The sequence below is a fragment of the Nonomuraea sp. NPDC049725 genome (assembly GCF_040674795.1).
Lineage (GTDB): Bacteria > Actinomycetota > Actinomycetes > Streptosporangiales > Streptosporangiaceae > Nonomuraea > Nonomuraea ceibae.
This window is the reverse complement of the sequence record NZ_JBFANJ010000002.1, coordinates 481603-507480: the sequence shown is the minus strand read 5'-3', so window position 1 is coordinate 507480 and position 25878 is coordinate 481603. Positions and strand designations below refer to the sequence as shown.

Sequence of the window (25878 nt, the reverse complement as noted above, 5' to 3'; positions counted from 1 at the left end):
GGCATGTCCCAGCCGGGCTGCGGCACACTTGGCGGGGTGTTGCTGACGATCTCCACCACCGTGTCGCCTGCCACCGACCTGGGCTTCCTGCTGCACAAGCATCCCGACCGGGTGCAACGGTTCGCCCAGTCGTTCGGCGAGGCGACGGTGTTCTACCCCGAGGCGGGCGCGGAACGCTGCACGGCGGCGCTCCTGCTCGACGTCGACCCGGTCAAGCTGGCCCGGTCACGGGGCAAGGGATCGCCCGACTTCAGCCTGTCGCAGTACGTCAACGACCGGCCCTACGCGGCCTCGTCGCTGCTGGCCGTGGCGCTGGCCGACGTGTTCCGCACCGCGCGGGCCGGACGCTGCAACGCCCGGCCGGAGCTGGCCGCCACGCCGCTGCCGCTGCGGATCCGGCTGCCCGCGCTGCCCTGCCGGGGCGGCCCCGAGCTGGCCGGGCGGCTGTTCACGCCGCTCGGCTGGCACGTCACCGCCGAGCCGGTGCTGCTCGACGCGGGCTTCCCCGAGTGGGGCGACTCGCGGTACGTGCGGCTCACGCTCGACGGCACCGCGCGGCTGGCCGACGCGCTCAACCACCTGTACGTGCTGCTGCCGGTGCTGGACGAGGCCAAGCACTACTGGATGGCGCCGGACGAGATCGACAAGCTCGTGCGCGCCGGGGAGGGCTGGCTGCGCGACCACCCGGAACGCGGGCTGATCGTCCGCCGCTACCTGGGGCGGCGCTGGAGCATGGCCCGCGTCGCGCTCGCCCGCCTGGCCGAGCTGGGCGACGACACCGAGGAGCAGCTGGAGCCCGCGGTCGCGGAGGACGCCCCGGCGGGGGAGACCGCCGCCGACGAGGCCGCCGAGGCGGAGGCGGAGGCGGACGGGCTCGGCGAGCGGCCCGCCAGGCGCACGCCGCTCAACACGCGGCGCCGCGAGACCGTGCTGGAGACGCTGGAGGAGCTCGGCGCCGTCAGCGTGATCGACCTGGGCTGCGGCCAGGGCGAGCTGGTCGGGGCGCTGCTGTCCAGGCCGCGCTTCGCCAGGGTCGCCGGCATGGACGTCTCGCCGATGGCGCTGACCATCGCCGCCCGCAAGCTCAAGCTGGAGCGCATGCCCGACGCCAAGCGCGCCCGGCTCACGCTGTTCCAGGGCGCGCTCACCTACACCGACAAGCGCCTGGCCGGCTACGACGCCGCCGTGCTGATGGAGGTGATCGAGCACGTGGACCCGCCCCGGCTGGCCGCGCTCGAACACGTCGTGTTCGGCCACGCCAGGCCCGCGCACGTGCTCGTGACCACGCCCAACGTCGAGTACAACGTCCGCTACGAGTTCCTGACCGGCCTGCGCCACGCCGACCACCGCTTCGAGTGGACCAGGGCCGAGTTCGCCGCCTGGGCCCAGGACGTGGCCTCCCGGCACGGCTACCGGGTCGCGTTCCGGCCCGTGGGCGAGGAGGATCCGGAGGTCGGCCCGCCGACCCAGATGGGGGTGTTCACCCGTGATTAGCGTTCCCGAGCTGTCGCTCGTCGTGCTCGTCGGCGTCTCGGGCAGCGGCAAGTCGACCTTCGCCGCCCGCCACTTCAAGCCGTCGCAGGTCATCTCGTCCGACTTCTGCCGCGGCCTGGTCTCCGACGACGAGAACGACCAGAGCGCCACCCCCGCCGCGTTCGACCTGCTGCACCACATCGTCGGCGTGCGCCTGTCGCGCGGCCTGCTCACCGTGGTCGACGCCACCAACGTGCAGTACGCGGCCCGCAAGAGCCTCATCGACCTCGCCCGGCAGCACGACGTGATGGCCGACGCCATCGTGCTCGACGTGCCGGAGGAGGTCGCCGTCGAGCGCAACGCCGGCCGCCCCGACCGCGACTTCGGCGCCCGCGTGGTGATCCGCCAGCGCAAGGACCTGCGCCGCTCGCTCGGCAAGATCTCCCGCGACGGCTTCCGCAAGGTCCACGTGCTGTGCGGCGTCGAGGAGATCGAGCGGGCGGAGATCACGTACGAGAAGGCGTGGTCCGACCGGCGCGAGCTGACCGGCCCGTTCGACATCATCGGCGACGTCCACGGCTGCCGGGCGGAGCTGGAGGCGCTGCTGGCCGAGCTCGGCTGGCAGGGGCTCACGCACCCCGAGGGCCGCACCGCCGTGTTCGTCGGCGACCTCGTTGACCGGGGCCCCGACACGCCGGGCGTGCTGCGGCTGGTCATGAGCATGGTCGCGGCCGGCACCGCGATCTGCGTGGCCGGCAACCACGAGCAGAAGCTCGTGCGCGCGCTGGCAGGGCGCAACGTCAAGGTGGCCCACGGGCTGCAGGAGTCGCTCGACCAGCTCGCCGCCGAGCCGCCGGAGTTCGTCGAGTCGGCGCGGACGTTCATGGACTCGCTGCTCAGCCACTACGTGCTGGACGAGGGGCGGCTCGTGGTCGCGCACGCCGGGCTCAAGGAGGCCTACCACGGCCGCGCCTCCGGCCGCGTGCGCGCCTTCGCCCTGTACGGCGACACCACCGGCGAGACCGACGAGTACGGGCTGCCCGTGCGCTACCCGTGGGCCGAGGAGTACCGGGGCCGGGCCATGGTCGTCTACGGCCACACGCCGACGGTGCAGCCGGAATGGGTCAACAACACGATCTGCCTCGACACCGGCTGCGTGTTCGGCGGTCACCTGACCGCGCTGCGCTACCCGGAGCGCGAGCTCGTCCGGGTCCCGGCGGAGAAGGTGTGGTACGAGCCGGTCAAGCCGCTGGCCGCCCCGGCGCGTGACGCGGTCATGCTCGACATCGGCGACGTGCAGGGCACCCGCCACGTCGAGACGCGCTTCGCCGGCCGGGTCAAGGTGGCCGAGGAGAACGCCGCCGCGGCGCTGGAGGTCATGAGCCGCTTCGCGGTCGACCCGCGCTGGCTCGTCTACCTGCCGCCGACGATGGCGCCGTCGCAGACGTCCGCGCTCGACGGCTACCTGGAGCACCCGGAGGAGGCGTTCGCGGAGTTCGCCGAGGCCGGGGTGAGCGAGGTCGTGTGCGAGGAGAAGCACATGGGCTCGCGGGCCGTGGCCGTGCTCGCCCGCACGCCCGAGGTGGCGGCGGCGCGGTTCGGCGTCACCGACGGCAGCGCGGGCGCCGTCTACACGCGCACCGGGCGGCCGTTCTTCGACGACCTGACGCCGCTGGTCGACCGGCTGCGGGAGGCGTGCGCGCCGCTGTGGGACGCGCTCGGCTCCGACTGGGTGGTGCTCGACTGCGAGCTGCTGCCCTGGTCGGCGAAGGCGGACGGGCTCATCAGGTCCCAGTACGCGTCCGTGGGCGCCGCCGCCGGGGCCGCGCTGCCGGAGGCGGTCTCGGCGCTGGAGGCCGCCGCCGCGCGCGGGCTGGAGGTGTCGGAGCTGCTGGAGCGCACCCGCCGCCGGGCGGGCAACGCCACGCTGTTCCGCGACGCCTACGCCCGCTACTGCTGGCCGGTCGACGGCCTGGAGGGGGTGCGGCTGGCGCCGTTCCAGATCCTCGCCTGCGAGGGCCGGGCCACGGCGCTGGAGCCGCACGCCTGGCACCTGTCGACGCTGGCGCTGCTCGACGCGCCGATCATCGCGCCGACCCGGCACGTGTTCGTCTCGCTGGACTCGCCGTCCTCCCGCGCCGAGGCGACGGCCTGGTGGGAGGCGATGACGGCGGCGGGCGGCGAGGGCATGGTGGTCAAGCCCGCCGCGCACACCGGCGGCCGGGTCCAGCCGGGCGTCAAGGTCCGGGGCCGCGAGTACCTGCGCATCATCTACGGCCCCGACTACACCGAGTCGCTGGACGTGCTGCGCCGGCGCTTCCTCGGCAAGAAGCGGTCGCTGGCGCTGCGCGAGCACGCGCTCGGCCTGGAGGCGCTGGCGCGGCTGGCCGACGGCGAGCCGGGCTGGCGGGTGCACGAGCCGGTCTTCGCCGTGCTCGCGCTGGAGTCCGAGCCCGTGGACCCGCGCCTGTGACCGCCGACCGGCACCGGCCCGGCTACCTGCGCCGCCGCCTGGGCCGCGCCGTCCTGCTGTACGGCGTCGCCCTGGCGGTGGCGGCCGTGGTGGTGGCGGTCTTCTGGCTCGCCCAAGTTTGAGTAATTGGAGCAGTACGTAACGTAGTAACGGGTATGTCCCTCAGCCAGAGGGGGAAGGACCCGCATGGCTACTCAGCACGCCCATCAGGAGAACCTGGGTCACGTCGTCTTCATCGCGGCGGCGGCGGCCATCGGCGGGTTCCTGTTCGGCTACGACAGTTCGGTCATCAACGGCGCCGTGGTCGGCATCCAGCGCCACTTCGCGGTCGGCGCGGTCGAGACCGGCTTCGTGGTGGCGATCGCGCTGCTCGGCTCGGCCGTCGGCGCCTGGATCGGCGGCCGGCTCGCCGACCGGTGGGGGCGCACCCGGACCATGCAGGTGGCCGCGGTGCTGTTCGCCATCAGCTCGATCGGGCAGATGCTGCCGTTCGCGATCTGGGACCTGGCGCTGTGGCGCGTGCTCGCGGGCGCCGCGATCGGCATGGCCTCGGTGCTCGGGCCCACCTACATCGCCGAGGTGGCGCCGCCCGCCTACCGGGGCAGGCTCGGCTCGTTCCAGCAGCTCGCGATCGTGCTCGGCATCGCCGTCTCCCAGCTCGTCAACTACGTGATCGCCAGGCTGGCGGGCGGCGACGTGAACAACCAGTTGTGGGGGCTGGAGGCGTGGCAGTGGATGCTCGGCGCCTGCGTCGTGCCCGCGCTGCTCTTCCTGCTGTTCGCCTCGACGATCCCCGAGTCGCCGCGCTACCTCATCATGGCGGGCCGCACCCGGCAGGCCCGCGCGGTGCTGGCCGAGGTCGAGGGCGAGGACGTGGACCTGGACGAGCGCGTACGGGAGATCCAGCACGTGCTGAGGTCCGAGGCCAGGCCCACGATGAAGGATCTGCGCGGCCCGGCGCTCGGCCTGCTGCCGATCGTGTGGATCGGCATCGTCCTGTCGGCCTTTCAGCAATTCGTCGGAATCAACGTCATCTTCTACTACTCGTCGGTCCTGTGGCAGTCGGTGGGCATCAACCAGGCCAACTCGCTGCTGATCAGCTTCTCCAGCTCGATCATCAACATCATCGGCACGTTCATCGCCATCTCGCTCGTCGACAAGATCGGGCGCAAGCCGCTGCTCCTCATCGGCTCCGCCGGCATGGCGATCTCGCTGGCCGCCGCCGCCTGGGCGTTCAGCTCCGCCAGGCCCGTCGGCGGCGACGTGTCGCTGCCCGACCCGCAGGGCATGATCGCGCTGATCGCCGCCAACCTGTTCGTGCTGTTCTTCGCGCTGTCGTGGGGAGTGGTGGTCTGGGTGCTGCTCGGCGAGATGTTCCCCAACCGGATCCGCGCCGCCGCGCTCGGCGTCGCCGCCGCCGCGCAGTGGATCGCCAACTGGCTGATCACCGTCACGTTCCCGGCCCTCGCCGAGTGGAACCTGCCGCTCACGTACGCGATGTACGCCCTGTTCGCCCTGCTGTCGTTCGCCTTCGTCCTCAAGTGGGTCAAGGAGACCAAGGGGCGCCGGCTGGAGGAGATGGGCTGAGCCCGCTCACCTCCGGTCGCACGCCCGCTTGACCAGCGAGAACACCATCGCCCCGAGCGCGACGAAGAAGAGCAGCTTGAACAGGCCCGCCCCGCCGGTCACCACCATCGCCACCATGAGCAGGACCAGGATCGGCACGAACCGCCCCGGGCCGTGGCCGTGGCGGCGGCCCGGGTGCCGGGGCCCGCGCAGGTGCTGGCTCATGCCGGGGTGCCGCTGGGCCAGCTCCCGCATGCGGTCGCGCTGCTCGCGCATCGCCGCGTGCCAGGAGTCGACCGTGTGCGGCGGCACCGGCCCGGCCTGGGCGACGGGGCCCTCGCCGGGCAGGTCCTGCGTGATCGTGGCCAGGTCCCGCCGGGTGCGGGCGGCGAGCGTCCGGTCCAGCCGCTCGTCCAGCTCCTCGTGTGTCAGGCGCCCCAGCGCGAAGTGCTCGCGCAGGGAGGCCATCGTCCGCTCGCGCTCGGCGTCACCGATGCGCAGGTCGCCGTGGTCCATGGCGGTCGCCACCCCCTTCAAGGCTCACTCCTCACCCGGGTCGCCGTCGGCCAGAATCTGGTAGAGCCTGCGCCGGGTCTCCACCAGAGTCTTACGCGCTTCGCGGATTTGCGCATCAGTGCCGGTCTGCAGAACCTGCATCAGCGCGAACGCCGACTGGCGCGACAGGTCCCAGAGGTCGGCCGTGCTGTCGTCGATGTCGGGCCGCATCTCGTCCCACGGGGCGCGGACCTCGTCGGCGTGCGCCTCGATGTAGGCGCGGCCGGTGTCGGTGAGCCGGAAGGTCTTGCGGCCCTCGTTCTCCTCGGAGATGACCAGGCCCTCGTCGCTGAGCTGCTGCAACGCCGGGTAGACGGCGCCGGGGCTGGGCTTCCAGCCGCCCTCGCTGCGCTCGGCGATCTCCTGGATGATCTGGTAGCCGTTGCGCGGCTCCTCGGCCAGCAGGGCCAGGATCGCGGCGCGCACGTCGCCCCGCTTGGCCTTGCGCGGCCGGCCGCCCCAGCCCCGGTGTCCGCCGAACGGGCCCTGACCCCACGGCCCCCGGCCCAGGTCGAACGGGAACGCTCCCGGCCCGCGGCGCCCCCGGTGCCGGTGCTCGTGCGGGCCGCCGCGGTGGTGGTGGCCCTGCTCGAAGGCGTCGGCCACGGCCTTGATCGCCTCCTTCGCGGCTTTCTTGAACTCGTGCGCGTCGGGCCACTGGCCCCCGGCCGCCTGAGCGGATGTCATCGTGGTGCCTCCTCGCGATCGTTCTCGATGCTTCAACGATATATCGGAAGAATGTCGCCATCAAGGGTGATGCTCAAGTGAGACAGATCACCAAAAACTTCCGGGAATCCGGGAACAGGATCCGGGAGGCGTCCGTTGTTCACAGCAGACGAGGTCGTTCCGCGTCGGCAGGGCTGGGGGGTGCTGTCGCCGCGGAGACGACCTCGTCTGCGTTTGCGGGACGTTTCGCGGGGTCCGCGCCCGGGCACCGCACACCGGCGCGGATTGCCGTACAGTCCCGATCATGATGGGGCACACGCACGCGCTCACCGGGGTCATCGCCTGGCTGGGGCTGGCGCCGCCGCTCGCGGCGCTGCCGCTGCTCAACGAGTCCTCCCGGTTCATCGACACCGGCATCATGGCCACCGCGCTGAGCCCGGCCGAGCTGATCGCCGGGGCCATCATCTGCGCCGGCGCCGCCATGCTGCCCGACCTCGACCACCCCAGCGCGACGATCGCGCAGACGTTCGGCCCGGTCACCTGGTTACTGAGCAAGGGCGTGTCGTGGATCAGCGGCGGGCACCGGGGGGCCACGCACTCCCTGGCGTTCGCGGTGGCGGTCGGGTTCGGCACGCACTGGCTGGCCAACACCTATCCGATCGGCCGCGACATCATGGTCGTGCTGCTCATCGGGCTGGCCCTGCGTGCCATCGGCATCGGCATCCCGGGTAAGAAGCTCGGCTCGGCCATGGTCAACATCGGCCTGACGGCGGGGCTCTACGCCGTGTTCCTGTCGCTCTCGGTGGGGTACGCCTGGCTGGGGCTGGCCGTGGGGATCGGCTGCCTCATGCACGTGGTGGGCGACTGCATGACCGAACGCGGGTGCCCGGTGCTGTGGCCGCTGTCGATGAAGTTCGTGCTGCCGTGGAAGATCGGCATCAAGACGGGGCGCAAGTTCGAGCAGAAGATCCTCGCTCCGCTGCTGTCGCTGGCCATCGTCGGCCTGCTCTTCTGGCGGCTCGCCCCCGTTTAACTTGATGTCGAGATACTTTTCGAGATATCTTGACATCGAGAGACCTGTGCGGCCGACTTAGGGTGACCTGAGGTCGAGAACGCTTCCCGCGTGCGGCAGGATCTCAAGTGAGCAACTGTCTATGGAGGAGGCGAATCACCGTGTCCGCGAACAGCTTCGGCAGCCGTGACACGCTGCGCGTCGGCGACGCGTCATATGAGATTTTCCGGCTGGACGCTGTCGAAGGCGCTGCCCGCCTCCCGTACAGCCTGAAAATCCTGCTGGAAAACCTCCTCCGCACCGAGGACGGCGCCAACATCACCGCCGACCACATCCGCGCCCTGGGCTCCTGGGACCCCAACGCGGCGCCGAGCGTGGAGATCCAGTTCACCCCCGCCCGCGTCATCATGCAGGACTTCACCGGCGTGCCCTGCGTCGTCGACCTGGCCACCATGCGCGAGGCCGTGCGCGACCTCGGCGGCGACGCCGCCCGCATCAACCCGCTCGCCCCGGCCGAGATGGTCATCGACCACTCCGTCATCGTCGACTACTTCGGCCACCCCGACGCCTTCCAGCGCAACGTCGAGCGCGAGTACGAGCGCAACCGCGAGCGCTACCAGTTCCTGCGCTGGGGCCAGACCGCCTTCGACGAGTTCAAGGTCGTCCCGCCCGGCACCGGCATCGTCCACCAGGTCAACATCGAGCACCTGGCCCGCGTCGTCATGACCCGCGACGGCAAGGCGTACCCCGACACCTGCGTCGGCACCGACTCCCACACCACGATGGAGAACGGCATCGGCGTGCTCGGCTGGGGCGTCGGCGGCATCGAGGCCGAGGCCGCCATGCTCGGCCAGCCGATCTCCATGCTCATCCCGCGCGTCGTCGGCTTCAAGCTCAGCGGCAAGCTGCCCGCCGGAGCCACCGCCACCGACCTGGTGCTCACCATCACCGAGATCCTGCGCAAGCACGGCGTCGTCGGCAAGTTCGTGGAGTTCTACGGCGAGGGCGTCTCCTCCGTGCCGCTGGCCGACCGCGCCACGATCGGCAACATGAGCCCCGAGTTCGGCTCCACCTGCGCCATCTTCCCCATCGACGGCCAGACCGTCGACTACCTGCGCCTGACCGGCCGCTCCGAGGAGCAGATCGCGCTCGTCGAGGCCTACGCCAAGGCCCAGGGCCTGTGGCTCGACCCGCACGACCCCGAGCCCCAGTTCTCCGAGTACATCGAGCTCGACCTGGGCACCGTCGTGCCGTCCATCGCCGGCCCCAAGCGCCCGCAGGACCGCATCGAGCTGTCGGCCGCCAAGGAGACCTGGCGCCGCGACGTGCGCGCCTACGTCGACGACCCCGACGGCGTCGACGAGGCCGTCAAGGAGAGCTTCCCCGCCTCCGACGCGCCCGCCTCCAACGCCGACGCCAACGGCGCCCGCCCGCACAAGCCGGTCGCGGTCACGCTCGCCGACGGCACCTCCTTCGAGATCGACCACGGCATCGTCTCCATCGCCGCGATCACCTCCTGCACCAACACCTCCAACCCGTACGTCATGCTCGGCGCCGCCCTGCTGGCCCGCAACGCCGTGGAGAAGGGCCTGACCCGCAAGCCGTGGGTCAAGACCTCCCTGGCGCCCGGCTCCCAGGTCGTCACCGGCTACTTCGAGCGCTCCGGCCTCCAGCCGTACCTCGACAAGATCGGCTTCAACCTCGTCGGCTACGGCTGCACCACCTGCATCGGCAACTCCGGCCCGCTGCCCGCCGAGATCTCCGAGGCCGTCCAGGCCAACGACCTCGCGGTCACCGCCGTGCTGTCCGGCAACCGCAACTTCGAGGGCCGCATCAACCCCGACGTCAAGATGAACTACCTGGCGTCCCCGCCGCTCGTCGTCGCCTACGCGCTGGCCGGCACCATGGACCTCGACCTCGACACCGAGCCGCTCGGCATCGGCACCGACGGCGAGCCCGTCTACCTGCGCGACATCTGGCCCTCGCCGGAGGAGATCGCCGAGGTCGTCCACTCCTCGATCGGCCGCGACATGTTCGAGCGCGACTACGCCGACGTGTTCAAGGGCGACGACCTGTGGCGCTCGCTGCCGATCCCGACCGGCGACACCTTCGAGTGGGACCCGGCCTCCACCTACGTGCGCAAGGCCCCCTACTTCGACGGCATGCCGCCGGAGCCGGAGCCGGTGACCGACATCGCCGGCGCCCGCGTGCTGGTCAAGGTGGGCGACTCCGTCACCACCGACCACATCTCGCCCGCCGGGTCCATCAAGGTCGGCACCCCCGCCGCCCAGTACCTGCAGGCCAACGGCGTCGAGGTCAAGGACTTCAACTCCTACGGATCGCGGCGCGGCAACCACGAGGTGATGATCCGCGGCACGTTCGCCAACATCCGGCTGCGCAACCAGATCGCGCCCGGCACCGAGGGCGGCTACACCCGCGACTTCACCCAGGCCGACGCGCCCGTGTCGTTCATCTACGACGCCTCGGTCAACTACGCCGCCGCCGGCACCCCGCTGGTCGTCCTGGCCGGCAAGGAGTACGGCTCCGGCTCCTCGCGCGACTGGGCCGCCAAGGGCACCGCGCTGCTCGGCGTCCGCGCCGTCATCGCCGAGTCCTACGAGCGCATCCACCGCTCCAACCTCATCGGCATGGGCGTGCTGCCGCTGCAGTTCCCCGAGGGCGCCACGGCCGAGTCGCTGGGCCTGACCGGCGAGGAGACGTTCGACATCACCGGCGTCGAGGCGCTCAACGACGGCTCCATCCCGCAGACGGTGCACGTCAAGGCGGGCGACGTGGAGTTCGACGCGGTCGTGCGCATCGACACGCCCGGCGAGGCCGACTACTACCGGCACGGCGGCATCATGCAGTACGTGCTGCGCTCGCTGCTCGCCAAGTCCTGACCCGCTCCGCTTCCCCGCCCGCGCCCCGGTCATCAGCCGGTGGCGGGCGGCGGGAGCCCGGCCGCCCTCACGCGGCCGGGCCGGGCGCGCGCACCTCACGCGCCCACCTCGGGGGAACCACCCGACCGTCACGAGCCGCCCGGCGCACCACCCACCGCCGGGCGGCTCTTGGCATTCACGAGGCGCCCGTGCGCCCCGCCGGGCGGGCGGGGCTCAGGCGACGCGGGCGGGCGGGGCCGCCCAGGTGTCGCAGGAGCCGGGCCGCTGCGTGGTGAAGCCGCGCTTGAGCCAGTAGGCGCGGTTGGCGCCCCTGCCGTGGCTGCGCCGCTCGCCGTCGTCATCACCGCTGGCGCGGGTCGCGTCGAGCAGGAGCTCCCAGTCGCCCCGGCCGCGGCCGAGCGAGCCCCACACGCTGCCCAGGAACACCCCCGACAGGCAGTCGGCCTGCAGCTCGTAGCGCCGCCCCAGCTCCGCCTGCCGCGCCCGCCCGGCCCGGGCGGCGGCGCTCTCGTAGTGCTTCCTGATCCCGGTCAGGCTCTGCACGTGATGGCCGTACTCGTGCGCGGCCACCTTGAGGGGATAGAGGTCCGTACGGTCCTCGATCCAGCGGCCCGTCAGCGGGAACACCAGCGTGGCCCGCTCGGTGCAGTAGAAGGCGGCGGCCCCCTCGGGCCAGTCGAGGCCGCACACGCGCGGCGCGGGCTCGTCGTAGAAGCGCACGATGGGCTTGCGGAACGTCCGGCGCGTCCCGGCGAGGTGCTTGGCCCACGACTTGTCCAGACATTTCGTGATCGCGGTGAGGTACTCGCGGGTGCGCGGGATCCCGCCCTGGACGATCTCCGGCTCCGGGCACGCCGCCGCCGCCATCCTGCCGGTCGCCGCCAGCGGATCCACGTACGGCCTCTGGGCCTGGGCGGGCAGCGCGAACCCGGACGACAGGAGGAGCGGGAGGGTGAGAAGCAGACGCACGATCACGCAGCTTAGGCGATCTCCAGCCGGCCCGGCCGCCGGCCCGCTCCGGCCGCTCCGGCCGCCCCGCCCGTCCCGCCCGTCCCGCCCGCCCCGCCCGCCCCGCCCGCCCCGGCCGTCCGCCTGCTCGCCTCGGCGCGCACCCCGTCCACGTGCCCGTACGCCCGCCCCGGTCGTCCGCCTCGGTCTTGGGGAGGTTGTGGTGGTTGACTCCTCTTCGTGACTCATGAGGTGCTGGTCCTGGTCGTCGGCGGGGCGGCGGTGCTCGCCGGGGCGGTGGTGCAGGGCAGCGTCGGGTTCGGGCTGGGGCTGGTGGGCGTGCCCGTGCTCACCATGCTGGACCCGGGCGTCATGCCGGGCGCGATGCAGGTGGTCAACATGACGTTGCCGCTGTTCACGCTCGCCGCCGAGTGGCGGCGGGTCGACTGGCGCGGGCTCGGCTTCGCGCTCCTCGGCCGCCTCCCGGGCAGCGTGGTGGGGGCGTTCATCGTCGTGTACGTGTCCATCCACGCGCTCAGCGTCTTCGTGGCGGTCATGGTGCTGGCCGCCGTGGGGCTCACCGCGCAGGCGTTCAGCGTGCCGCGCAACGGGGCGACGATCACCTCGGCCGGGTTCCTGTCGGGCGTCACCGGCACCGCAACCGGCATCGGCGGGCCGCCCCTCGCCCTCGTCTACCAGAACGCCAGGGGGCCGCAGATCCGGGCCACGCTGGCCATGTTCTTCTTCCTCAGCGCCGCCCAGTCGATCGCCGTGCTCGCCCTGGTCGACCGCCTGCCGATGCGCGCCCTGGCCACCGGGGGCGCGCTCGTCGTGCCGATGATCCTCGGCTTCGCCCTGTCCGGGCCGCTGCGCCGCCACCTCGACCAGGGGCGGGTCCGGGTCGCCGTCCTGGTCGTCGCCGCGGCCTCCGCGCTCGGCCTCCTCGTCGTCACCGCCCTGGCCTGACTCCCGCCGCCGGGCCGGTCGTCTCCGGGCCGGCCATCTCCGGGCCGGTCGCCTTCGGGGCGATCGCGGCCCGGGTCAGTCGCAGCCACAACTGCAGCCGTCGCAGCCGCATCCCCCGTCCTCCGAGCAGCAGCAGCCGCAGTCGCAGTTCGAGCAGCAGTCCCAGCCCGAGCAGTCGCACCGCTGGCAGAACGAGCTCTCGTGCTCCTCGTCCCACTCCGGCCGGTACAGCCCGCACGTACAGCAGGTCAGTGACGCGCACATGAACGACAGCAGGCCGCCCGGATCCTGCCTGCGCCGCCCCGGCGCCTTCGGGTCGTCCACCGGGGACTGCCCGCTGCCGGTGGCGAAGGCGCGGGTGACGGCGCGGCCGGTCTCCCGCACCAGCAGCGCGCGCGCCAGGCCCGGCCGGGGCAGGTCCAGCTCGTCCACCGCCTCCCGCAGGGCGGTGTGCGCGGCGTCGCAGTGGCGGCGCGCCTCGGCGAGACCGGTGCCGGTGGCGTCCAGCGGGTTGTACGCGCCGTTCGCCCGGTCGTCGGCCAAATCCTCCACGGCGTCGAGCAGATGCGCCAGCCGCCCGAACGCCCTTCCCGCCGCCTCCAGTGCATGCTGGTTGCCCGGCCGCCCGGCGAGCACCGCTGTGTGCCCGAACGCGGCGGCCACCGCCTCCTCGGTCGGCCCGGTCACCTCCCGTAACCCCACCGCAGCCAGCACCGGAGCGCCCTCAGGCCGCACGAGGGCCCCGGCCTCCGCGAGCGAACCGCCGCCCGCCCGGGGGACCGGCACCTGCGAGACCACAAGCCCCGCCCGCCCGGCCTGCGGCCCGGAGAGCGGCGCACCGCGCCCCTGCGCCTGCGGCGCGTTGCCCGGCTGCGGCCCGGAGGGCGGCTTGCTGTGTCCCTCCGAAAGGGGTGCGGGTCCCGTGGGCGGCCCGCCGGGTGTCTCCGTCAGCGGTGTGGGGTGCGTCCGGAGGCCGGGGTGGGGCCGGGCTGGCGGGGGCTCGCCGTCCGGGTGGGCGGGAGGCGTGCGGGCCGGGGCCGGGGGGTGTTCGAGGAGGGCCTGGCGGGAGGCGGCGGCGGTGAGGGGGCGGGGGTCGAAGCCGAGGGCGTCGGCCGTGGCGGCGCCCGCGGTGGTCCAGCGGCGCGCCAGGCGGGAGGCGCCCGCGGCGACCAGGGGGCGGGCGTACCGGCCGTCGCCGTCCGCCACGTGGTCGCGCATCTTCCCGGCGGCGAGCAGCAGCGACACCGAGGCCGCCAGCCTGGCCCCTTCGGCGTGGGCCACGGAGGCGCCGGTGAAGCCGCGCAGCGGGCAGGGCCCGGCCTGGCGGCGGGCGGGCGCGCCGGCCGTCTGGGCTTCGGTGAGGACGGACACGAGCAGGCCGTCGTAGTTGGTCACCAGGCGGGACAGGTGCCCGTGCTCGTCGCGGAGCGCCAGGCACAGCCCGCACAGGTGCGCCATCCAGTCCGCGTACAGCCCTTTGCACATGACGTGCCGACACGGGCGGACAATGCCGAACATACGTCCCCTTTGTGCAGTATGGCGGAGCCCACCGTAGCACCGGATCTTCGCCACCAGGAGGGGTTGGTGTTCAGTGGGCTCGTCACCTCAGCACCCAGCTCGTCACCCCCAGCACCGAGAGGACGTCATGCCCGTCACCCCTGGCCCATTCGCCGGCCGTACCGTCTCCGACCTCGCCCTCGACCTGCGCGCGGGCCGCGTCACCGCCGCCGAGCTGGCCCGGCTGGCCCTGGAGGCCGCCGCCCGGCTCGGCCCGGCGCTCAACGCGTTCGTCACCGTCGACGCCGAGGGGGCGCTGGCGGCGGCCCGGACGGCGGACCGCGAGCTGGCCGAGGGCGCCGACCGGGGGCCGCTGCACGGGATACCGGTCGGCGTCAAGGACCTGATCATGGTGGCGGGCATGCCCGCGACGATGGGCTCGCGGCATTTCGCCGGCTACGTCCCCGACGCCGACGCCGCCTGCGTGACGCGGTTGCGGGCGGCGGGCGCGGTGATCGTCGGCAAGACCACGACGCACGAGTTCGCGTACGGGCCGACGGGCGACCGGTCGGCCAACGGGCCCTCGCGCAACCCGTGGGACCCGGAGCGCATGTCGGGCGGCTCCAGCGGCGGCAGCGGCGCGGCCGTGGCGGCGGGCATCGTCCCGCTGGCGCTCGGCACCGACACGGGCGGCTCGGTGCGCATCCCGGCCGCGCTGTGCGGGGTGGCCGGCTTCAAGCCCGCGTACGGGGCGATCCGCGCCGACGGCGTCTTCCCGCTGTCGGTCACGCTCGACCACGTGGGCGTGCTGGCCGGGCGGGCGGAGGACTGCCTGCTGGCGTACGCGTGCCTCGCGGACGAGCGCCCGGCGCAGGACGTCGGGGAGCCGGTTCGGACGGCGTGGCTGGACCCCGCCGGCCTGACCCCGTGCGATCCCCGGGTGGCCGCCCTGGCGCGGGAGGCGGCCGGGGCGCCGGACGTGGTGGAGCTGCCCGAGGGCGTCGGCGCGCGGTTGCGGGAGACGTACACGGTGATCCAGAGCTGTGAGACGGCGGCCGTGCACGCGGAGCGGCTGGCGGGCGCTCCGGGGCTGTTCGACCCGGAGGTGCTGGAACGGCTGCGGGTCGCGGCCGAGGTGCCGGGGTGGCGGTACGTGCGGGCGATGGAGGAGCGGCGGCGGCTCGGCGGCGTGGTCGCCGAGCTCTTCGACGGCGGGCACGACGTGCTCGCGCTGCCCGCCGTGCCGCTCACCGCGCCGCCGCTCCAGCGGCGCGAGGCCGTGCTGGACGGCGGGACCGTCGCCGTCCGCGCCGCGCTGCTCGCGCTGACCAGCCCGTGGAACGTGCTGGGCCTGCCCGCGCTGACCGTGCCCGCCGGGCTGGTGGACGGCCTGCCGGCAGGGCTGCAGCTGGTGTGCCGCCCCGGTGGCGAGCATTTGCTGTTCCAGGTCGCGGAGAAGGCCGGGCGATCCGGGCCGCGGTGATCCGCCCGGCGGGAGGGCGTGTCTGGATTGTTACCGGGAACAACAAACTCCCCCCGTCGCGGGTCTTCCAAAGCAGGCCATCCCGGAATACGTTGCCGCAAACAACATTCATCCGGGCCCCTCCGGAAGAAAGGACCCTGCACCCATGCGCAAGGGGATCCTCAGCTTGACCGCCGCGGCAGCATCGCTCGCTCTCGGTCTCACCGCCTGCGGGGGCGACGGCGGGACGACCACCACGACCTCCTCGGCCCCGGCCGCCTCCTCACCGGCGGCCACGGGCAAGATCGGCGTCATCCTGCCCGACAGCAAGTCGTCGGCCCGCTGGGAGACGGCGGACCGCAAGTACCTGCAGGAGGCGTTCGAGGCCGCGGGCGTGGCCTACGACATCCAGAACGCCCAGAACGACAAGACGGCCTTCCAGACCATCGCCGACCAGATGATCACGAACGGCGCGACCGTCCTCATGATCGTCAACCTGGACAGCGGCACCGGCAAGACCGTCATCGACAAGGCCAAGTCGCAGGGCGTGGCCACCATCGACTACGACCGGCTGACGCTGGGCGGCGGCGCCGCCTACTACGTGAGCTTCGACAACACCAAGGTCGGCACCCTCCAGGGCGAGGGCCTGAGCAAGTGCCTGGCCGACAAGAAGGCCGACAAGCCGATCGTGGCCTACCTGAACGGCTCGCCGACCGACAACAACGCGACCCTGTTCAGGGAGGGCTACGACGGCGTGCTCAAGCCCAAGTTCGACGCGGGCGAGTACGTCAAGGGCCCCGACCAGGCCGTGCCCGACTGGGACAACACCCAGGCCGGCACCATCTTCGAGCAGATGCTCACCAGCGAGCCGAAGATCGCCGGCGTGCTGGCCGCCAACGACGGCCTGGGCAACGCCGCCATCACCGTGCTGAAGAAGAACAAGCTCAACGGCAAGGTGCCGGTGACCGGCCAGGACGCCACCGTGCAGGGCCTGCAGAACATCCTGGCGGGCGACCAGTGCATGACCGTCTACAAGGCCGTCAAGAAGGAGGCCGACGCCGCCGCCAAGCTCGCGGTCGCGCTGGCCAAGGGCGAGAAGCCCGCGGCGAGCGGCAGCGTCAAGGACCCGGAGACCGGCCAGGACGTCCCGGCCGAGCTGATGGAGCCGCAGGCGATCTACTTCGAGAACGTCAAGGACGTGGTGGCGGACGGCTACGTCACCAAGGAGGAGCTGTGCACCGGCGACTTCGCCGACAAGTGCGCCGAGGCGGGAATCCAGTAGTGACGGCACAGGGCACGGCCCGCGCCCGCCGCGCGGGCCGGGCCCGACCCGAGGGAGCCACATGACCCCCCTGCTCGAAGTGCGCGGGATCGACAAGAGTTTCGGGCCCGTGCAGGTCCTGCACGACGTCGCGTTCTCCGCCCATGCGGGCGAGGTCACCGCGCTGGTCGGCGACAACGGCGCCGGCAAGTCGACGCTCGTCAAGTGCGTCGGCGGCATCTATCCGATCGACTCGGGCGAGATCGTCTTCGACGGCCGCCCGGTCCAGGTGCACGGCCCGCGCGACGCGGGCGAGCTCGGCATCGAGATCGTCTACCAGGACCTGGCGCTCTGCGACAACCTCGACATCGTCCAGAACATGTTCCTGGGCCGCGAGCGCCGCCGGGGCCTCGTGCTCGACGAGGCGTCGATGGAGGAGCTGGCCGAGCAGACGCTGAGCAGCCTGTCCGTGCGCACCGTCAAGTCGATCCGCCAGCAGGTCTCCAGCCTGTCCGGCGGCCAGCGGCAGACGGTCGCCATCGCCAAGGCCGTGCTGTGGAACAGCAAGGTCGTCATCCTCGACGAGCCGACCGCCGCGCTCGGCGTCGCCCAGACCGCCCAGGTGCTCGAACTGGTGCGCAGGCTCGCCGACAAGGGCCTGGCCGTCGTGCTCATCTCGCACAACATGAACGACGTGTTCGCCGTCTCCGACCAGATCGCGGCGCTCTACCTCGGCAGGATGGCCGCGCAGGTCAGGACCGCCGACGTGACGCACGCGCAGGTCGTCGAACTGATCACGTCCGGCCGCAGCGGAGACCTGGGGATCGTGTCATGAACAAGGTCAAGGAACTGCCCGGCGAGGCCATCGCCACCGCGGTGCAGGCCCCGTCGATCGGGCACAGCGTGCGCGCCTACGCCGAGCGCGTGCGCGGCGGCGACATGGGCGCGCTGCCGGCCGTGCTCGGCCTGGTCGTGCTCTGTACGGTCTTCGCGATCGCCCGCCCGTCCTTCCTCAGCCCGATCAACTTCGCCAACCTGTTCACGCAGGGCGCCGCGGTCACGGTGATCGCGATGGGCCTGGTGTTCGTGCTGCTGCTGGGCGAGATCGACCTGTCGGCCGGGTTCGCCAGCGGCGTCTGCGCGGCGGTGCTCGCGGTGACGCTCACCTCGCTCGGCCTGCCGTGGTACGTGTGCGTGCTGGCCGCCGTCGCCACCGGGGCGGTCATCGGCGTCGTGCTCGGCTCGCTGGTGGCCAAGGTCGGCATCCCGTCGTTCGTGGTCACGCTGGCCGCCTTCCTCGCCTTCCAGGGCCTGGTGCTGGTGCTGGTCGACGAGGGCAAGAACATCTCGATCAGGGACGAGGTGATCGTCGCGATCGCCGGCCGCAACCTCCCGCCGTGGCTCGGCTGGGGGCTGTACGCGGCGTGCGTGGCGATCTACGCGGCCGTCCAGCTCGTCCGGGCCAGGCGGCGGGCCGGGCGCGGGCTGGTCGCCGACCCGCTGTCGCTGATCGCGGTCCGGGTCGGCTCGCTGGCGGTCATCGCGGGCCTGGCGGTGTACGTGCTCAACCTGGAGCGCAGCCGCAACCCGCTGATCACCTCGCTCACCGGCGTGCCGATCGTCGTCCCGGTGATCCTGGCGCTCCTGGTGCTGTGGACGTTCGTGCTGCGCCGTACCGCGTTCGGGCGGCACATCTACGCGGTCGGCGGCAACGCGGAGGCGGCCCGCAGGGCCGGCATCGCGGTGGACCGGATCAAGGTCAGCGCGTTCGTGATCTGCTCGGCCATGGCGGCGGTCGGCGGCGTCATCGCCGCCTCCCGGGCCAGCTCCGTCGACCCCAACACGGGCGGCAGCTCGGTGCTGCTGTACGCGGTCGGCGCGGCGGTGATCGGCGGCACGAGCCTGTTCGGCGGCAAGGGCCGGGTGGTCGACGCGATCCTCGGCGGCGCGGTCGTCGCGGTGATCGAGAACGGCATGGCCCTGATGGGTTACGGCTCCAGCGTGAAGTATCTGGTGACCGGATGCGTCCTGCTGCTGGCCGCGGGCGTGGACGCGCTGGCGCGCAAACGGGCGGCCTCCGCTGGTCTAAGGTGATCAGCGACTTCCACCCGTTGAAGGAACCTCAGACGATGCGTGCCGGCCCCTCGCAGGAGGACATCAGGCGCCACAATCTCGGCGCGCTGCTTCGCCATGTCCACCTGGGCGGGCCGATCTCGCGGGCCGAGCTGACCTCGCGGATGGGGCTCAACCGCAGCACGATCATGGCGCTCACCTCCGACCTGACGGCCGCCGGGCTGGTGCGCGAGGAGCTGCCGCGCGAGACGGGCCGCGCCGGCCGCCCGTCGCTGGTGGTGCGCCCGGAGTCGTCGCGGGTGTACGTGTTCGCCTTCGACGTGAGCCCCGACCGACTCGCGGTGGCGCGGGTCGGCCTCGGCGGGCTCATCCTGGACCGCCGGGAGGTGGCGCGCGAGCGCGGGTCGCCGGCGCTGGGCGAGCTGGCGGGGGTGCTGGCCGGGTTCGCCCGCCAGATGCGCCGCCGCACCCGCGACGACACGGTCTGCGTGGGAGCCGCCGCCGCGGTGCCGGGCGGGGTGCGCAAGGCCGACGGCGTGGTCGCCTTCGGCCCCAACCTGGGGGTCGAGGAGGCGGTGCCGTTCGGCGAGGAGCTGGGCCGCAGGCTCGGCCTGGGCCTGCCCGTGAGCGTGGGCAACGACGCCAACCTGGCGGCGCTGGCCGAGCACAGCCGCGGGGTCGGCGCCGCCGTCAAGGACCTGATCTACCTGCACGGCGACGTCGGCATCGGCGGCGGCATCATCACCGGCGGCCACCTGCTCGGCGGCCACGACGGCTACGGCGGCGAGGTCGGCCACATCGTGGTCAACCCGGGCGGCCGGGCCTGCGGCTGCGGCTCGTACGGCTGCCTGGAGGCCGAGGTGGGGGAGCGGGCGCTGCTGGAGGCGGCCGGCCGGTTCCGCTCCGGCCAGCACGGCCGCGACGCGGTCCGGGCGGTGGTCGAGGCGGCCGACCGGGGCGACATCGTGGCGCAGGAGGCGCTCAAGCGGGTCGGCGACTGGCTGGGCCTGGGCATCGCCAACCTGGTCAACATCTTCAACCCGGAAATGGTGATCTTCGGCGGGATGCTGCGCGAGGTCTACCTCGGCTCGGCGGCCCAGGTGCGCAGCCGGCTGACCCTGCACGCGATGGCGCCGCAGCGCGAGCGGCTGCGGCTGCGGACCTCGTCCCTGGCCGACGACGCGACGCTCGTGGGCGCGGCCGAGCTGGCCTTCGCCCACGTGCTCGCCGACCCTCTCGAGGTGCTGGCCCGGGCCGGAAGTTAGGCGACGCGGGAGTTCGGCGCCGTCCAGGTGTTGCAGTAGCGGGCCGAGCCGCCGCTGAAGCCGCGGTTCTGCCAGTAGGCGAGGTTGCGCGGCTTGCCGTGGGCCTTGCTCTCGTCGGCCTGCCGGATGGCGTCGACCCACTGGCCCCAGGTGATGCCCGGGTCGACCGAGTCGATCGTGGCGCTGTAGAAGACGCCGGCGAAGCACTCGGCCTGCATCTCCAGGCGGTGGCTGAGCGTCGTGCGGGCCTTGGCGCCGGCCCGCCAGTAGAGCCGGTTCTGCGCGTCCAGGATGCCGGTGAGCTCCTGCACGTGGTGGCCCCACTCGTGGGCGACGGAGTGCGCGATGTTCATCTTGAACGGGTCGCGCAGGTCGCGCTTCTGGATCCGGATCGCGATCGTGCGCTGGGCCGGGCAGTACTGGGCGCCGTTCGTGGTGATCGTGCCGCACACCGAGCGGCTGCCGGAGGTGATGGACACCTTCGGCGGCGAGTAGCGCATCCCGGCGGCCTTGAACCGGGTGGCCCAGAAGCGGTTGGCGCACCTGGCCATGGCCCGGTGGAAGGTCTTGACGGAGGAGGTGCTGCCCTCGCGGATCTCGGGGATCGCGCAGGTCAGGGTGGAGGGGGTGCCCGACCGGTAGATCTTGTTCTTGGTCAGTACGGCCGGCAGCCCCGAGCTCGCGGACTTCGTCTCGGCGCTAGCCGTACCAGATAGGGCCAGACCCGCGATCATGCAGACAGACGCTGCGATAAGGGGAGTACGCACGATCGCGGATACTAGACCAGTTCATGGTGTTTTTGGAGGGTTGTATGTGGCATTTGTCGCCAGAAGGTGCGGCCGCACCGCAGCAGCGCGGCCGCACGGACGGGAAGGATCAGGCGACGTAGCGGGACGAGACCCGCCAGGTGTTGCAGGAGCCCGGGGAGGCGGAGCTGAAGCCGCGCTTCATCCAGAACGCCTGCGACGGGCCCTTGCCGTGGTCGTTCTGCGCCCAGCCCTCGTGGCCGTGGTCGTGGAACCAGTCCACGATCTGCGACCAGCGACCGGAGTCGACGGGCAGGGTGTCGCGCACCGAGCGCATGAAGACCGAGGAGAAGCACTCGGCCTGCAGCTCCGAGCGGCGCGAGAGCTGGAGCCTGGCGGAGCCGCTCGCGCGGTTGTAGGCCGGGCCGTAGTAGTTCCAGATCCCGGAGATCGCCTGCACGTGGTGGCCGTACTCGTGCGCCATCAGGCGGGCGATGCCGATCGGGTCGGGGTTGCGCAGCTGGGTCTTGGTGATGAGCATGTACATCGTGCGGTTGGACGAGCAGTAGTAGCCGTCCGCGCCGCCGACCCAGCGCCCGCAGGGGCTGCTGAGCTTACGGGTGGTGATGCGCAGCCGCGGCTTGCTGAACGACAGGCGGGCCTTGCGGAACTGCGAGGCCCACGACTTGTTCAGGCAGTTGGTGACCCGGCTGAGGAAGCGCTTGTAGGCCGCCGTGCTGCCCCGGGGCAGGCTGCCGGGACGGCAGTTGGACGAGGCCAGCCGGCCCGTCTTGTACAGCGGGTTGTGCGTGGCGGCCGCCTTGCCCCGGGGGACGGCGGTCGTCGTCTGCTGCTGCTGAGCCTGCGTGACCTGTGCGACGTTCTGTGCTGCTGCCTTGGCAGTGTTCGCCTCGGCGACCGCCGTCCCCGCGCCCGCCAGGGAGACGATCACCCCGGCAGCCAGCAGTGACGACAGTTTCTTCATGGGGAGAGTGTTCATAGTGAGGGAAAGACTAGGTCAAGTTCTGACAAATGTGGGCGCATTTGACTCGATGAGGTCAGCGTGTCGTCCGCGAACTAGACTCCTTGCGTCGGCGTACAAGACCAGAGGGGAGTCTGATCCGTGAGCGGGTTGCTGGACTCAGTCAAGGGACCGCACGACGTCAAGAGGCTCGCTGCCGAGGAGCTGCCGCGGCTGGCGGGTGAGGTGCGGGACCTGCTCGTCGACTCGTGCGCGAAGTTCGGCGGGCACCTGGGGCCCAACCTGGGGGTGGTGGAGCTGACCATCGCCATCCACCGCGTCTTCGACTCCCCCCGCGACCCGGTCGTGTGGGACACCGGGCACCAGGGCTACGTGCACAAGCTGCTGACCGGCAGGGCCGCCGGGTTCGACGCGCTCAAGCAGGAGGGCGGCCTGTCGGGCTACCCCAGCCGGGCCGAGTCCGAGCACGACTTCGTCGAGAACTCCCACGCCTCGACCGCGCTGTCCTACGCCGACGGCCTGGCCAAGGCGTTCAAGCTGCGCGGCGAGCACGACCGCACGGTCGTCGCGGTGATCGGCGACGGCGCCCTGACCGGCGGCATGGCCTGGGAGGCGCTCAACAACATCGCCGGGGCCAAGGACCTGCCGATCGTCATCGTCGTCAACGACAACGGCCGCTCCTACTCGCCGACCATCGGCGGGCTCGCCTCCCACCTGTCGTCGCTGCGCGTCAACCGCCGCTACGAGGACATGCTGGAGTACGTCAAGGGCAAGATCGGGAACGTTCCCGTGCTCTACGACGCCCTGCACGGCATCAAGAAGGGCGTCAAGGACGTCATCGCCCCGCAGGCCATGTTCGAGGACCTCGGCCTGAAATACGTCGGCCCCATCGACGGCCACGACGAGCAGGCCATGGAGGCGGCGCTGCGCAAGGCCCGCGGCTTCCGCGGCCCGGTCATCGTGCACGCCCTCACCCAGAAGGGCCGCGGCTACAGCCCCGCCGAGAACCACGACGAGGACCAGTTCCACTCGCCCGGCGCCTTCGACCGCGCCACCGGCGCCGAGAAGCCCAAGGGCCGCATCTGGACCAACGTCTTCAGCGAGGAGCTGGTCCGGCTCGGCCACGAGCGCGACGACCTGGTGGCGATCACCGCGGCGATGCTCCACCCGACCGGCCTGGCCGCCTTCGCCGAGGCGTTCCCCGAGCGCATCTACGACGTCGGCATCGCCGAGCAGCACGCCCTCACCAGCGCCGCCGGCCTGGCCCTCGGCGGCATGCACCCCGTGGTCGCCGTCTACGCCACCTTCCTCAACCGCGCCTTCGACCAGCTCCTGATGGACGTGGCGCTGCACCGGCTCCCGGTCACCGTGGTGCTCGACCGGGCGGGCGTCACCGGCGACGACGGCGCCAGCCACAACGGCATGTGGGACCTGTCGATCCTCCAGGTGGTGCCCGGCCTGCGCGTCGCCGTGCCCCGCGACGGCAGGCGGCTCACCGAGCTGCTGCGCGAGGCGGTGGCCGTCTCCGACGGGCCCACCGCGCTGCGCTTCCCCAAGGGCCCGGTCGCCGAGGCCGTCGAGCCCGTCGGCAGCCTCGGCACGATGGACGTGCTGCGCGAGCCCGCCTCCGGCGAGCCCGACGTGCTCCTGGTCGGCGTCGGCCCGATGACGCAGGCGTGCATGGAGGCGGCGGTCCTGCTCGACGCGCAGGGCATCTCCTCGACCGTGGTCGACCCGCGCTGGGTCAAGCCGCTCGACGAGGCCCTCGTCGGCGCGGCGCAGGCGCACAAGCTCGTCGCCGTCGTCGAGGACAACGGCCGCGTGGGCGCCGTCGGCGACGCCGTCTCGCGCCTGCTGCGCGACGCCGACGTGGACGTGCCGGTGCGCTCCTACGGCATCCCGCAGGAGTTCCTCGACCACGCCAAGCGGGCCGCCATCCTCGGGCGGATCGGGCTCACCGGGCAGGACCTGGCCCGGCAGATCACCGAGGCCGTCGCCCGGCGCGGTTCCCCCGTGGTAAGCCCTTCGTAGCAGGCGGTTGATCATCCGCGGTGGGGGAAGGTCGCTCACCGTGGATATCTTTCGCACCAAGAGTGTCGAGCAGTCGATCCGCGACACCGAAGCCCCCGAGCACCAGCTCCGCAAGCGCCTGAACGCCGTGGACCTGACCGTCTTCGGCATCGGCGTGATCGTGGGCACCGGCATCTTCGTGCTGACCGGCCAGGTGGCCAAGGAGATGGCCGGTCCGGCCGTGGCGATCTCGTTCGTGGTCGCCGCGGTCGTCTGCGGCCTGGCGGCGCTGTGCTACGCCGAGTTCGCCTCCACGATCCCGGTGGCAGGCTCCGCCTACACCTTCGCCTTCGCCACGCTGGGCGAGTTCCCCGCCTGGATCATCGGCTGGGACCTGCTGCTGGAGATGGCCCTGGCCGCGGCCGTGGTCGCCGTCGGCTGGTCAGGCTACTTCGCCTCGCTGATGTCCTCGATCGGGATCCAGCTGCCCGCCTCGATCGCCGGGGACGAGCCGGTGGTCAACCTGCCCGCGATGATCATCGTGCTGATCCTCACCGGCGTCCTGATCGCCGGGATCAAGCTGTCCTCCCGGGTCAACCTGGCCATCGTGGTCATCAAGGTCGCCGTCATCCTGCTGGTGATCGTGGCCGGGCTGTTCTTCGTCAAGGCGGCCAACTACACGCCGTTCATCCCCGCGCCCGAGGCCACCCCGACCGTCGAGGGCGTCCAGGCGCCGCTGATCCAGGTGCTGTTCGGCATCACGCCCGTCGCCTTCGGCGTGCTCGGCGTCTTCTCCGCCGCCGCGATCGTGTTCTTCGCCTTCATCGGCTTCGACATCGTCGCCACCGCCGCCGAGGAGACCATCGAGCCGCAGCGCGACGTGCCGCGCGGCATCATCGGCTCGCTGGCCATCTGCACGATCCTGTACGTCGCGGTCTCGCTCGTCGTGGTGGGCATGCAGCACTACACCGAGCTGAGCAGCAGCGCGCCCCTGGCCGACGCCTTCACCGCCGTCGGCCAGTCGTGGGCGGCCACGCTCATCAGCATCGGCGCGATCGCCGGCCTGACCACCGTGGTGATGATCCTCATGCTCGGCCAGACCCGGGTGCTGTTCGCGATGTGCCGCGACGGGCTGCTGCCCCGCCCGCTGGCCAAGGTCAGCCCCAGGACCGGCACGCCCGCGCTGCTGACGGCGATCGTGGGCGCGGTGGCGGCGGTGCTGGCCGGGTTCATCTCGCTGGGCGCGCTGGCCGAGCTGGTCAACATCGGCACGCTGTTCGCGTTCGTCGTCGTCTCCGCCGGCGTGATCATCCTGCGCCGCACCCGGCCCGAGCTCGAACGCGCCTTCCGCGCGCCGGGCGTGCCGGTGCTGCCGATCCTGGCCGTGCTCGCCTGCCTCTACCTGATGCTCAACCTGCCCGTCGAGACGTGGCTGCGGTTCGTCATCTGGATGGTCATCGGAGCCGTGCTCTACTTCCTGTACGGCAGGCGCCACAGCAGGGCCCGGCAGGGCCTCTGACGGTCCGGGGGCGGGCGGCCACCCCCGGAAGGGGCGGTCAGAGCGTGAAGACCGCCCCGCCCGCCGCGCGCATCAGGCACGCGTTGCTGTAGACGCGGCCGAAGACGACGGGCTTGCCCCGCCACATGCCGGCCACGACGACCGCGTGCGGGCGCAGCTCCTTGGTGCAGACCTGGCCGGGCGAGGCCGCCAGCCTGGCCGGGTCGCCGCCCGCCTTGCGCAGCAGCCGGCAGGCCGCGCGCGGCGACGGGTGGGTGCCGCCGTCACGGTCGCAGGTCAGCGTGACGGCCTTGGTCTCGCCGCCCTTCTCCGCGACCAGGACGCGCAGCGCCGACCGCTGCTCCGGCCGCGGGGCCGATCGCTGGTCCGATCGCTGGTCCGATCGCGGGGCCGGATCCGCGAGCGCCGGAGCCGCCGCGGCGAACAGGAAGGCTCCGCTCAGCGCCAGCGCGCCGACCGCCTTCAACATGGTGTCTCCCTTCGTAGCGAGGGACCACACGCTAC

22 protein-coding genes are annotated in these 25878 nt (G+C 72.2%); 14 read left to right on the top strand and 8 right to left on the bottom strand.

All coding sequences use genetic code 11. From position 1 onward, the window contains the following. The first annotated feature begins 36 nt into the window (after positions 1–36). From AB0J53_RS06760 to AB0J53_RS06745, 4 genes are all read left to right on the top strand, one after another. On the top strand, positions 37–1494 hold the full coding sequence (locus AB0J53_RS06760; RefSeq protein WP_364169262.1) for a 3' terminal RNA ribose 2'-O-methyltransferase Hen1: 1458 nt from the start codon (positions 37–39) through the stop codon (positions 1492–1494). Beyond that, complete coding sequence (locus AB0J53_RS06755; RefSeq protein ID WP_364169259.1) at positions 1487–3946, top strand: polynucleotide kinase-phosphatase; 2460 nt, start codon at positions 1487–1489, stop codon at positions 3944–3946. The genes AB0J53_RS06760 and AB0J53_RS06755 overlap by 8 nt, the downstream gene beginning before the upstream one ends. Beyond that, positions 3943–4068 carry a hypothetical protein gene (locus AB0J53_RS06750; RefSeq protein WP_364169256.1) on the top strand — a complete coding sequence of 42 codons (126 nt, stop codon included), beginning with the start codon at positions 3943–3945 and terminating at the stop codon, positions 4066–4068. Before AB0J53_RS06755 ends, AB0J53_RS06750 begins: the two co-directional genes overlap by 4 nt. A 64-nt stretch (positions 4069–4132) precedes the next feature. Then, positions 4133–5533 carry a sugar porter family MFS transporter gene (locus tag AB0J53_RS06745; protein WP_364169253.1) on the top strand — a complete coding sequence of 467 codons (1401 nt, stop codon included), beginning with the start codon at positions 4133–4135 and terminating at the stop codon, positions 5531–5533. Between the two features lie 6 nt (positions 5534–5539). Here AB0J53_RS06745 and AB0J53_RS06740 read toward each other — a convergent pair whose 3' ends face one another. Next, complete coding sequence (locus AB0J53_RS06740) at positions 5540–6040, bottom strand: DUF1707 domain-containing protein (protein WP_364169853.1); 501 nt, start codon at positions 6038–6040, stop codon at positions 5540–5542. 12 nt (positions 6041–6052) lie between these two features. After that, entirely contained in the window at positions 6053–6754 is a 702-nt protein-coding gene (locus AB0J53_RS06735) for a PadR family transcriptional regulator (protein WP_219507785.1), read from the bottom strand. A 283-nt stretch (positions 6755–7037) separates the two neighbouring features. On the opposite strand from AB0J53_RS06735, the gene AB0J53_RS06730 reads away from it, so the two are divergent. Beyond that, on the top strand, positions 7038–7766 hold the full coding sequence (locus AB0J53_RS06730; protein WP_219507787.1) for a metal-dependent hydrolase: 729 nt from the start codon (positions 7038–7040) through the stop codon (positions 7764–7766). A gap of 140 nt (positions 7767–7906) precedes the next feature. After that, on the top strand, positions 7907–10645 hold the full coding sequence (gene acnA / locus AB0J53_RS06725; protein WP_364169249.1) for an aconitate hydratase AcnA: 2739 nt from the start codon (positions 7907–7909) through the stop codon (positions 10643–10645). A gap of 213 nt (positions 10646–10858) precedes the next feature. Here the strand turns inward: acnA and AB0J53_RS06720 are convergent, their stop codons facing one another. Together AB0J53_RS06720 and AB0J53_RS06715 are read right to left on the bottom strand one after the other, a co-directional pair. Then, positions 10859–11614, bottom strand: a complete 756-nt coding sequence (locus AB0J53_RS06720; RefSeq protein ID WP_364169246.1) for a neutral zinc metallopeptidase — start codon at positions 11612–11614, stop codon at positions 10859–10861. A gap of 11 nt (positions 11615–11625) precedes the next feature. After that, a complete protein-coding gene (locus AB0J53_RS06715) occupies positions 11626–11766 on the bottom strand; it encodes a hypothetical protein (protein ID WP_364169244.1) in 141 nt (46 codons plus the stop codon). A 67-nt stretch (positions 11767–11833) separates the two neighbouring features. Between AB0J53_RS06715 and AB0J53_RS06710 the strand changes: the two genes are divergently transcribed. Beyond that, positions 11834–12559: a sulfite exporter TauE/SafE family protein gene (locus AB0J53_RS06710; protein ID WP_364169241.1), complete on the top strand. Its 726-nt coding sequence runs from the start codon at positions 11834–11836 to the stop codon at positions 12557–12559. Between the two features lie 75 nt (positions 12560–12634). On the opposite strand, the gene AB0J53_RS06705 is transcribed toward AB0J53_RS06710, so the two are convergent. Further along, the gene (locus tag AB0J53_RS06705; protein WP_364169238.1) at positions 12635–14077 is read right to left on the bottom strand and encodes a DUF5685 family protein; all 1443 of its coding nucleotides are present in this window, start codon (positions 14075–14077) and stop codon (positions 12635–12637) included. Between the two features lie 127 nt (positions 14078–14204). Here AB0J53_RS06705 and AB0J53_RS06700 point away from each other — a divergent pair, with 127 nt between their 5' ends. The 5 genes from AB0J53_RS06700 (at position 14205) to AB0J53_RS06680 (ending at position 20117) form a co-directional block, all read left to right on the top strand. After that, complete coding sequence (locus AB0J53_RS06700) at positions 14205–15539, top strand: amidase (protein ID WP_364169235.1); 1335 nt, start codon at positions 14205–14207, stop codon at positions 15537–15539. 145 nt (positions 15540–15684) lie between these two features. After that, a complete protein-coding gene (locus AB0J53_RS06695; RefSeq protein ID WP_219507790.1) occupies positions 15685–16800 on the top strand; it encodes a substrate-binding domain-containing protein in 1116 nt (371 codons plus the stop codon). 61 nt (positions 16801–16861) lie between these two features. Then, positions 16862–17614, top strand: coding sequence for an ATP-binding cassette domain-containing protein (locus AB0J53_RS06690; RefSeq protein WP_357591538.1), 753 nt, complete (start codon positions 16862–16864; stop codon positions 17612–17614). Then, positions 17611–18873 (top strand): ABC transporter permease, encoded by a 1263-nt coding sequence (locus AB0J53_RS06685; protein ID WP_364169231.1) that lies wholly within the window; start codon positions 17611–17613, stop codon positions 18871–18873. Before AB0J53_RS06690 ends, AB0J53_RS06685 begins: the two co-directional genes overlap by 4 nt. Before the next feature lie 35 nt (positions 18874–18908). Beyond that, entirely contained in the window at positions 18909–20117 is a 1209-nt protein-coding gene (locus AB0J53_RS06680) for an ROK family transcriptional regulator (protein WP_357591535.1), read from the top strand. Here AB0J53_RS06680 and AB0J53_RS06675 read toward each other — a convergent pair. Continuing rightward, positions 20114–20851, bottom strand: coding sequence for a neutral zinc metallopeptidase (locus AB0J53_RS06675; protein WP_364169228.1), 738 nt, complete (start codon positions 20849–20851; stop codon positions 20114–20116). The two genes, AB0J53_RS06680 and AB0J53_RS06675, sit on opposite strands and share 4 nt — an antisense overlap. A 142-nt stretch (positions 20852–20993) precedes the next feature. Further along, positions 20994–21848, bottom strand: a complete 855-nt coding sequence (locus AB0J53_RS06670; RefSeq protein ID WP_364169225.1) for a neutral zinc metallopeptidase — start codon at positions 21846–21848, stop codon at positions 20994–20996. A 147-nt stretch (positions 21849–21995) separates the two neighbouring features. Here AB0J53_RS06670 and dxs point away from each other — a divergent pair, with 147 nt between their 5' ends. Further along, on the top strand, positions 21996–23876 hold the full coding sequence (gene dxs / locus AB0J53_RS06665) for a 1-deoxy-D-xylulose-5-phosphate synthase (RefSeq protein ID WP_364169850.1): 1881 nt from the start codon (positions 21996–21998) through the stop codon (positions 23874–23876). 40 nt (positions 23877–23916) lie between these two features. Beyond that, positions 23917–25374: an amino acid permease gene (locus AB0J53_RS06660; protein ID WP_364169222.1), complete on the top strand. Its 1458-nt coding sequence runs from the start codon at positions 23917–23919 to the stop codon at positions 25372–25374. Positions 25375–25411: 37 nt separating this feature from the next. Here AB0J53_RS06660 and AB0J53_RS06655 read toward each other — a convergent pair whose 3' ends face one another. Further along, the gene (locus AB0J53_RS06655) at positions 25412–25843 is read right to left on the bottom strand and encodes an SSI family serine proteinase inhibitor (protein WP_364169220.1); all 432 of its coding nucleotides are present in this window, start codon (positions 25841–25843) and stop codon (positions 25412–25414) included. Positions 25844–25878 lie beyond the last annotated feature (35 nt).

What these genes read in the sequence shown, in the direction of transcription:
- AB0J53_RS06690 (WP_357591538.1), top strand. Translation starts at nt 16,862, where the DNA reads ATGACCCCCCTGCTCGAAGTGCGCGGGATCGACAAGAGTTTCGGGCCC.
- AB0J53_RS06675 (WP_364169228.1), bottom strand. Translation starts at nt 20,851, where the DNA reads ATGATCGCGGGTCTGGCCCTATCTGGTACGGCTAGCGCCGAGACGAAG.
- AB0J53_RS06730 (WP_219507787.1), top strand. Translation starts at nt 7,038, where the DNA reads ATGATGGGGCACACGCACGCGCTCACCGGGGTCATCGCCTGGCTGGGG.
- AB0J53_RS06685 (WP_364169231.1), top strand. Translation starts at nt 17,611, where the DNA reads ATGAACAAGGTCAAGGAACTGCCCGGCGAGGCCATCGCCACCGCGGTG.
- AB0J53_RS06680 (WP_357591535.1), top strand. Translation starts at nt 18,909, where the DNA reads ATGCGTGCCGGCCCCTCGCAGGAGGACATCAGGCGCCACAATCTCGGC.
- AB0J53_RS06670 (WP_364169225.1), bottom strand. Translation starts at nt 21,848, where the DNA reads ATGAAGAAACTGTCGTCACTGCTGGCTGCCGGGGTGATCGTCTCCCTG.
- AB0J53_RS06655 (WP_364169220.1), bottom strand. Translation starts at nt 25,843, where the DNA reads ATGTTGAAGGCGGTCGGCGCGCTGGCGCTGAGCGGAGCCTTCCTGTTC.
- AB0J53_RS06735 (WP_219507785.1), bottom strand. Translation starts at nt 6,754, where the DNA reads ATGACATCCGCTCAGGCGGCCGGGGGCCAGTGGCCCGACGCGCACGAG.
- AB0J53_RS06745 (WP_364169253.1), top strand. Translation starts at nt 4,133, where the DNA reads ATGGCTACTCAGCACGCCCATCAGGAGAACCTGGGTCACGTCGTCTTC.
- AB0J53_RS06705 (WP_364169238.1), bottom strand. Translation starts at nt 14,077, where the DNA reads ATGTTCGGCATTGTCCGCCCGTGTCGGCACGTCATGTGCAAAGGGCTG.
- AB0J53_RS06700 (WP_364169235.1), top strand. Translation starts at nt 14,205, where the DNA reads ATGCCCGTCACCCCTGGCCCATTCGCCGGCCGTACCGTCTCCGACCTC.
- AB0J53_RS06695 (WP_219507790.1), top strand. Translation starts at nt 15,685, where the DNA reads ATGCGCAAGGGGATCCTCAGCTTGACCGCCGCGGCAGCATCGCTCGCT.